The following is an 8656-nucleotide window of genomic DNA, read 5'->3' as shown; positions in this document are numbered from 1 at the left end:
GGCCCTCGGCCCCCACCACGAGGGCCTCGCGCGGCTCGACGAACACCGTGGCGGGTGCGGGTGGGGGGATGCTGCCCGGCCACGGCGCGTGGGTGGATCGCGCACCGACAGCCCGCTCGCCCCAGGGCACCTGCAGTGCACGGTCGGCCGGGCCGCGTCCGCCCTGCACTCCGGCGGCGCGGACCGCCTCGTGGCCGACCATGCTCTGCACCCGCGCCACCCCGCCGGCGATCCTGTCGTCCGGTGCACCGCCGAACAGGCTGTCGGCATGATCTGCGAGTGGCTCGGCGACCTCGGGGACGAGCCGGACCGCATCGACGGGTGCATCGATGCCACCAGCCTGCAGCTGCCAGCGCAGACGGTCGACGACGTCGGCGGCGCCGAACCAGCGTGGATGCAGCCAGCGCCGGGACGACGCCAGCGTGCCGTCGCAGTCGACCTCGATGCGCACCGTGGTGCACACCAGACCGTGCGCGGCCAGGCCGCGGACGAACGCCTCGGCCGTGGTGCGCAGGCTGAACGCGATCGGCTCGACGAGGTCGAGGGGCGGTTCGAGCGCCAGGGTGGCCTCGAGCTCGGGTGGCACCGCGCGACGCGAGACCGGATGCGGGTCGAGGCCCCGGGCGAACCGGTGCAGCAGCTCGCCGTGGCTGCCGAACCGGGTGTGCACGTCGGCCGGGGCGAGGTCAGCGAACGCTCCGAGGGTGGTCAGGCCCATCCGGCGCAGCAGGCTGACCAGGTCGGGGGCGTCGAGGGTCTCCACGGGCAGGGCGGCGAGGAACGCGGCCGACTCCCCCGCCCCCACCACCAGGCAGTCCTGGGCGAGGGCCCGGCGGGCGGCCTGCTCGGCAGCGAACAAGCCGTCGGCGACACCGAGGCGGACGTCCCAGACGCCGAGAGCCACCAGCCGCTCGGCGATGACGGCACCCGCCTCGACCTCGCCACCGTAGAACCGCGCCGGCACGCGCAGCGCGCACAGGCCCGGACGCAGCGGCGCCACGCCCGGGCTGAGCTCCTCGATGGCGATGAGGACATCCTCGAACGCCCGCGCGTCGGCCTCAGGACGATGGTCGGCGAGCGTCAGCTCCGGGCACCGTGACTGGGCATCACGACGTCGCATCCCGCGGCGAACGCCGTCGGCGCGTGCCGACTGCGAGCACGCCAGCACCTGACCCCCTCGACCAGGTGCACTGTCGAGCACCGCGGCAGGTGTACCAGCCGGCAGGTCGGCCAGCAGGGCCATGACCGGCCAGTCGGGGCACCACACGACCATGGTGCGCATCAGCTGACGCTCCGTAGTCGGTGGGGCAGCCGAGCAGGCTCCTCATCGAGCGGTCGGATCCGCTGATCCACGTCGGGAAGCCACAACCGCGCGGACGCCGGCGACCCCGTCCCGCGACGTACTTCGACGGTCGCCTGCCGGGCCTGCAGATGCCCGTGTCCGCTGCCGAGGCCGACCCACTCGACGTCGCTCAGGCCGAGTCGGGCGTCGCACCGCGGCCAGTCGTCTCCCCATCTCGTCGGCAGAGCGACGAGGATCGATCCTCGCTGCCGCAGCCGGGCCGCCAGACGAGCGGCATCGCCGTCGCTCACCGGCGCAGGAGGCCGCACCAGGACCACGCCCAGCACGTCGATGAGTGCGGCGGTGACCTCGAGCCATGCCTCACCCGGGTCGGGGACGAGGATCGTGCGACTCAGCTCGACACCGGTCGCCGCCGCCGCTTCCAGCCCGAGCTCCGACGAGCCCACGATCCCGCACCAGGCACCATCGGCCGACGGCCCGGCCAAGAGCATCATGGCCAGGCTCGCCGAACCGGCGCCGTAGCTGGACCCGGTCTGCAGCTGCACCAGTCCGGAGAGTGCAGGATGGGTGCGGACGGGCTGTGCCGCCGGCCGACCCTGCATGCTGCTGACACGTTCGCGCAGCTCGTCCAGGGTCGGAGCAGCGGCAACGGTCATTCATTCATTATCGAACAACCGTTCGATCACGTCAATCGCGGGTGCGGCTCCTAGGGAGACACACTAGGCGCCGAGTTCGATGCTTCCGCCGGGGATCGCGTCGAGCAGCTTCTTGGTGTAGTCCTCACGCGGGTTGTCGAAGACCTGCGACACCGTGGCGGACTCGACGACCTTGCCGTTCTGCATCACCAGCACGTTGTCGGCGATCTGGCGAACCACCGCGAGGTCGTGAGTGATGAACAGGTACGACAGACCCAGCTCGGCCTGGAGGTCGTTGAGCAGGTTGAGGATCTGTGCCTGCACCAGGACGTCGAGAGCCGACACGGCCTCGTCGCAGATGACGACCTCGGGATCGAGGGCGAGCGCGCGAGCAATGGCGACGCGTTGGCGCTGTCCGCCGGACAGCTCGCTCGGGTAGCGCCGCATGACCGACGCCGGCAGCGAGACCTTCTCGAGCAGATCGCGGATCTTGGCCTCACGTTCCTTCTTGGTGCCGATGTCGTGCGTACGCAAAGGCTCCTCGATGGAGCGGTAGATGGAGTACATCGGGTCGAGCGACGCGTACGGGTTCTGGAAGATCGGCTGCATCTGGCGTCGCATCGCCAGCTGCTGCCGCTTGCTCTTGAGCGTCGTGATGTCGACGCCATCGAACTCCACCGTGCCCTCGGTGGAGTCGAGCAACCCGAGCACCATGCGGGCGACAGTGGACTTGCCCGAGCCCGACTCCCCGACGATCGCCGAGGTGGTGCCTCGGCGCAGCTGGAAGGAGACGTCGTCGACGGCCTTGAAGTCGAAGGAGGAACCTGGACGTGCACCACGGATGGTGAAGACCTTGGTGAGATTCTTCGCCTCGATGATCGTGCCCTGACCCACGCCGAACTCGTCGTCGCGCGTCGCGACCTCTGCGGCGATCTCCTCAGCGGTCTCCACGGCTTGCTCGCGCACCCTCGCCCGCTCCGACGACAAGCGTCGCGAGGCCAGCGACGGGGCCGACTTCACGAGCCTCTGCGTGTACGGGTGCTCCGGGTCCTTCAAGATGTCGAGCGCCGGGCCGGACTCGACGACCTGCCCCCGGTACATCACCACGAGATGGTCGGCCCGCTCCGCCGCGAGACCGAGGTCGTGGGTGATGAGGAGCACCGCGAAACCCAGCTCGACGGTGAGCCGGTCGAGGTGGTCGAGGATCTGCTTCTGCACCGTGACGTCGAGAGCCGAGGTGGGCTCGTCGGCGATCAGCAGCTTGGGACGCGCGGCCAGCCCGATCGCGATGAGCGCACGCTGACGCATGCCGCCGGAGAACTCGTGCGGATACTGCCGTGCACGCCGTTCGGCATCGGGAAGTCCGGCCTCGTTCAGCAGCTCGACGACGCGCGCGTCGGCCTCCTTGCCCTTGGCGACGTTGTTCGCCTCGAGGGCCTCTTTGATCTGGGTGCCCACCCGCCACAGCGGGTTCAGGTTCGACATCGGGTCCTGCGGAACGAGACCGATCGACGAACCGCGTAGCGCCAGGATGTCGGTCTTCTTGGCCTTGGAAACCTCCTGGCCCTCGAAGATGATCTCCCCGCCGGTGACCCGGCCCGTGCCTGGAAGCAGGTCGATGATGGCGTGGGCGGTGGTGGACTTGCCCGACCCGGACTCCCCCACGATGGCCACCGTCTGGCCCGGGTAGACGGCGAGGTTGGCACCACGAACGGCCGGGGTGATCTTCTTCTGGAACTCGAAACCGACGTCGAGGTCCTTGATCTCCAGCACCGGAGTGAGGCTCATTCGCTCCTCCTCTTCGGGTTGAGGGCGTCGCTCACGGCATCACCCAGCAGGATGAAGCCCAGAGCGGTGAAGGCCAGGGCACCCGCCGGCCAGAACATGACGCCCATCCGCTGGCCGGAGCGGACCTGCACCTGCGCCGCGGCGATGTCGTTGCCCCACGACACCACACCGAACGGCAGGCCGATGCCGAGGAAGGACAACGTCGCCTCGGCGACGATGAAGATGCCGAGCGACACGGTGGCCGTGACGATGACGGGTGCCAACGAGTTGGGGATGACGTGCCGCATCATGTTGCGACGGGGCGTGGCACCGATGGCCCGCGCGGCGTCGATGAACTCGAGGTTCTTGACCTCGAGCACCGCTCCACGGGCGATGCGGGTGACCTGCGGCCAGGCGAACGCCGCAAGGGCAATCACGACCGCCGCGATCGCCCCCCAGTACCCGCGGTCGGGAAAGAGATTGTTCACGACGGACAAGCCGACCAGGGCGCCCAGCAGCAGCGGGATGGCGAAGAAGACGTCGGCGATGCGCGAGACACTCGAATCGAAAAAGGCGCCGTAGAAGCCCGCCGCCGCACCGGTGATCAGACCCACGACGGTCACCAGGAGCGTGCACAGGAACCCGACCAGGACCGAGGCGCGGGCGCCGTAGACCGTGCGTGAGAAGACGTCGTAACCCTGTTTGTTGAAGCCGGCGGGGTGACCTTCGCTGGGTCCCTCGAGGCTGCGCGAGAGGTCGGCGCGGCGCGGGTCGACGTCGGTGAAGAGTCCCGGCGCGATCACCATGAGGGCAACCACGGTCAAGATCACCAACGACACCCAGAACAGCCAGTTGCGGCTCAGCTGCTTCCAGGCTTCCTTCCACTGGCTCTCCGGTGGCTGGGACGTGTCGAGCGTTCCGGTCTCCTGCAGGGGCGTCTCGTCCAGCGGTGCGACGAACCGCTCCTGCCCCCGGAGTGAGATGTCAGGCATAACGGATCCTCGGATCGAGCAGGGCGTAAAGCAGGTCGACCACCAGGCTCATGACCACGTAGACGAGGACCATCACGGTGACCACCGAGACGACGGTGGAGCCCTCGCCGCGGTTGATGGCCTGGAAGGCGAGGTTGCCGATACCGGGGATGTTGAAGATGCCCTCGGTGACGATGGCACCGGCCATCAGGGTGCCGAGGTCGGCACCGAGGAAGGTCGTCACCGGGATCAGGGAGTTGCGCAGCACGTGCCTGCGGTTGACCGTTGCGCTGGACAAGCCCTTGGCACGCGCAGTGCGGACGTGGTCGGCGGTCAGATTCTCGAACACCGACGTGCGCGTCAGCCGCAGGATGTAGGCGAACGAGACCAGACCCAGCACGATGGCCGGAAGTAGCAGGTTCTCGAAGGAGGCGTCGCCACCGACGGTGATCGCGGCCCATCCGAGCTTGACGCCGAAGATGAGCTGCATCAGGAACCCGAAGACGAAGATCGGCACGGCGATGACGAGGAGCGAGATGACCAACATGCTGGAGTCGAAGGCCCTGCCCTTGCGGAGGCCGGCATAGAACCCAGCGGCGATGCCGAGCACGGCCTGGATGACCAAGGCCATCACCGCAAGCTTGAGGGTGATCGGGAATGCCTTCGCAACCAGCTCGGAGACCGGCTGCCCGGAGTAGGAAACGCCGAAGTCACCGGTGAGGGCGCCCTTGAGGTACAGCAGCCACTGCACGAGGAACGGCTTGTCGAGGTTGTACTGGGCCGCGATCTGGTCGCGCACTGCTGGGGAGACCGGCTTCTCACCAAACAGAGCGACGATGGGGTCGCCAGGCTGCAGGAAGACCAATGAATAGATCAGGAGGGTCGAGCCGAGCACGACAGGGATCGCCTGGAGTGCGCGTCGACCGACGTACCACCACATTTACGCAAGCCTCCTCGCTGGTGCGCCATTACACCATTGAAGTGGGGCGGTACCCGTGCGGGTACCGCCCCAGTTCGGGTGGGACTACTTGGTGATGTTCTGGAGCTCTGGCTTGTTCTGCCAGTTGAACTCCACGTTCTGCACACCATCGGCCGCGGCCGCAGCGATGCTCTGGTTCCACAGCGGGATCGCCGGCAGCTCATCCATCAGGATGGCCTGGGCGTCGGCGAGCAGCTTGAACCGCTCCTCGTCGTCCTGGGCACCCGAAGCCTGCTTGATGAGGTCGTCGAACTCCTTGTTGCTGTAGTCACCGTCGTTCGAACCGGCACCGGTGCCGAAGATCGGACCGAGGTAGTTGTAGACCGACGGGTAGTCGGGCTGCCAGCCGGTACGGAAGGCGGTTCCGATCGTGCGCTTGGTGACCTTCTCGCGCAGCTCCGCGAACGTGGCGAAGGCCTTGGGCTCGGCGTTGATGTCGAGGGTGTTGTTGAGCTGGTTGACCAGCGCCTCGACCCACTCCTTGTTGCCCGGACCGTCGCCGTTGTAGGCGAGCACGAACTTGCCCTCCCACGGGGCGATGTCGTTGGCCTGGTCCCAGAGCCTCTTCGCCTCGGCGGCATCGAACTCGAGAATGTCAGCGCCTTCGATGTTCTCGGTGTAACCGGGCATCAGCGGCGAGCTGAACTCCTTGGACGGGATGCTCGAGCCGTCGAAGATCTTCTCGCAGATCTCCGCACGGTCGATCGCCTTGGAGATCGCCTGACGACGCAGCTTGCCTTCTTCGTTCTCACCGAAGCCCTTCAGGGATGCAGGGATGGTGATCGTGCTGTTCGGCGAGCCGGGCTCGCTGAACGCCTGGATCGAGTCGTCATCCTTGTACGTGGTCAGCGCGCTGGGCGGAACGTCGTCGAGGACGTCGAGGTTGCCGGCCTGCACGTCGGAGAACGCAGCATCGGGATCGGTGTAGAACTTCAGCGTGATGCCGCCGTTCTTGGCCGGGCGGACGCCTTCGTAGCTCTTGTTCGGCAGCATGCGTGCCTCGACGTTGTCCTCGAGTGCCTCGAGCGTGTACGGACCGTTGCCGATCGGCTTGTCGCCGAAGGCCTTCATGTCGTCGAAGGCCGACTCGGGCAGCGGGAAGAACGCCGAGTAGCCGAGGCGTCCGGGGAAGTCGGACTCGGGCTGCTTCAGCTTGATGGTGAAGGTGCTGTCGTCGACGACCTTCAGGCCGGAGATCTCTTTCTTGCCACCCTCGGTGTTGCCGATGTCGTCGGTGCCCTCGATCGGGTAGAAGAAGTAGCTCGAGAGCTGCTTGTTCTTGGGATCGGCGCCGTAGTTCCAGGCATCCACGAAGGACGAGGCGGTGACGGGCGAGCCGTCGGAGAACTTCCAGCCGTCCTTGATCTTGACCGTCCAGGTCTGGTTGTCGTCGGACTCGATCGACTCGGCGACCTCGTTCTCGCTGGACCCGTCGACCTTGTACGAGATCAGTCCAGCAAAGATCATGTCGACGATGTTGCCGCCACCGACCTCGTTGGTGTTGGTCGGGACGAGTGGGTTCTGGGGCTGAACGCTGTACGACGTGATGACTGCATCAGTCGACGCGCCCTCCTCGTCTCCGCCGCCGCCGCAAGCGGCGAGCACCAGGCTGCCGGCAGCGATCAGAGCCACACCCGCTAGGCGTGTGCGCCGAGAGAGTCGCATTGATTCCTCCTGTGAAGTGGGTGCACGCAGGCGCGTGCGACATCCCTTGCTATCACCCGGTGTGGTCCACGGCACACTCCCAGAGAGCTACTTCATCAAACTGTCACCTAATCCCGATAGGCCATGCGCGCATGGTTCTAACGGGCCATGACGCAGATGGACGCCCCGAGCCGAGCTCGGGGCGTCCTTCCGATGGCTGCGGGTCTCAGCCCTTGCGCTTCTTGATCTCCTCGGTGGCCTGCGGAAGGACGGCTTTGAGGTCGCCGACGACGCCGAAGTCGACGAGCTCGAAGATCGGCGCCTCCTCGTCCTTGTTGACCGCGACGATGGTCTTCGACGTCTGCATGCCGGCCCGGTGCTGGATGGCACCGGAGATACCGTTGGCCACGTACAGTTGCGGCGAGACCGTCTTGCCGGTCTGGCCGACCTGGAACGAGTGCGGATACCAGCCGGAGTCTACGGCCGCGCGCGAGGCGCCCACGGCGGCGCCGAGGGAGTCGGCGAACGCCTCGACCTCGCCGAAGTCGCCACCGGTGCCACGGCCGCCGGAGACGACGATCGCGGCCTCGGTGAGCTCGGGGCGGCCCGAGTCCTCCTTCGGCTTGCTGGACGTGATCTTGGCGCCCTTGGCCGCGTCGGAGACGTCGATCGAGACGGCCTCCACGGCTCCGGCGCCCGACGAGGCCTCCGGAGTGATGGAGTTCGGCTTGACGGCGATGATGGGCACACCCTTGGACACCGTGGCCTTCACGGTGAAGTTGCCCGCGAACACCGACTGCGTCGTGGTGATGGAGTCGCCGTCGACGGAGACGTCGACGGCATCGGTGATGAGGCCGGACTCGGACTTCAGCGCGACGCGGGCGGCGATCTCCTTGCCCTCGAACGTCGAGGGCACGAGCACCGCGGCTGGGCTCTTGTCGGCGACGAGCTGCGCGAGGGCCTCGGCCTTGGGGCCGACGAGGTACTCGCCGAAGACGGCGTCGTCGAGCTGGTAGATCTTCTCGGCGCCGTACTCGGCGAGCGCGCCAGGTGCCTCGGACCCGAAGATCACGGCAGACGGCTCCCCGATGCTGCGGGCGATGGTCAGGAGCTCCAGCGAGGGCTTGGTGACCGTGCCCTCGGGAGCGTCGATCAGGACGAGAACTTCACTCATGGTCTGGGGCTCCTTCTCAGACGAACTTCTTGGAGGCGAGGAACTCGACGAGCTTGGTGCCGCCGTCTCCCTCGTCGGTGACGATCTCGCCGGCGCTGCGCGGCGGACGCGGCTCGAATGACTCGACCTTCGTCCAGGCGGCGTCGAGGCCGACCGAGCCGGCGTCGACGCCGAGGTCGCTCA

Annotated in this window: 7 protein-coding genes; all 7 read right to left on the bottom strand. The window is 67.3% G+C overall.

The genetic code is table 11. The features are described from left to right. The coding region (locus ACRDPN_RS15430; RefSeq protein ID WP_431449566.1) for a DNA polymerase Y family protein at positions 1-1282 on the bottom strand (1282 nt) is incomplete at its 3' end. After that, a complete protein-coding gene (locus ACRDPN_RS15425) occupies positions 1282-1959 on the bottom strand; it encodes a hypothetical protein (RefSeq protein ID WP_431449565.1) in 678 nt (225 codons plus the stop codon). The genes ACRDPN_RS15425 and ACRDPN_RS15430, both read right to left, overlap by 1 nt. Before the next feature lie 63 nt (positions 1960-2022). Then, entirely contained in the window at positions 2023-3726 is a 1704-nt protein-coding gene (locus ACRDPN_RS15420) for a dipeptide ABC transporter ATP-binding protein (RefSeq protein ID WP_431449564.1), read from the bottom strand. Further along, positions 3723-4697: an ABC transporter permease gene (locus ACRDPN_RS15415; protein WP_431449563.1), complete on the bottom strand. Its 975-nt coding sequence runs from the start codon at positions 4695-4697 to the stop codon at positions 3723-3725. The genes ACRDPN_RS15420 and ACRDPN_RS15415 overlap by 4 nt, the downstream gene beginning before the upstream one ends. After that, a complete protein-coding gene (locus ACRDPN_RS15410) occupies positions 4690-5616 on the bottom strand; it encodes an ABC transporter permease (protein WP_431449562.1) in 927 nt (308 codons plus the stop codon). Before ACRDPN_RS15410 ends, ACRDPN_RS15415 begins: the two co-directional genes overlap by 8 nt. Before the next feature lie 84 nt (positions 5617-5700). Then, positions 5701-7287, bottom strand: a complete 1587-nt coding sequence (locus ACRDPN_RS15405; RefSeq protein WP_431449561.1) for a peptide ABC transporter substrate-binding protein — start codon at positions 7285-7287, stop codon at positions 5701-5703. A 238-nt stretch (positions 7288-7525) separates the two neighbouring features. Next, complete coding sequence (locus tag ACRDPN_RS15400; protein ID WP_431449560.1) at positions 7526-8473, bottom strand: electron transfer flavoprotein subunit alpha/FixB family protein; 948 nt, start codon at positions 8471-8473, stop codon at positions 7526-7528. Positions 8474-8656: the final 183 nt, after the last annotated feature.

Source organism: Aeromicrobium sp., assembly GCF_050700635.1.
In the GTDB taxonomy this organism is placed as follows: Bacteria; Actinomycetota; Actinomycetes; order Propionibacteriales; family Nocardioidaceae; genus Aeromicrobium.
Note: the sequence above shows the minus strand (reverse complement) of the source record. Positions and strands in the feature narration are given on the sequence as shown.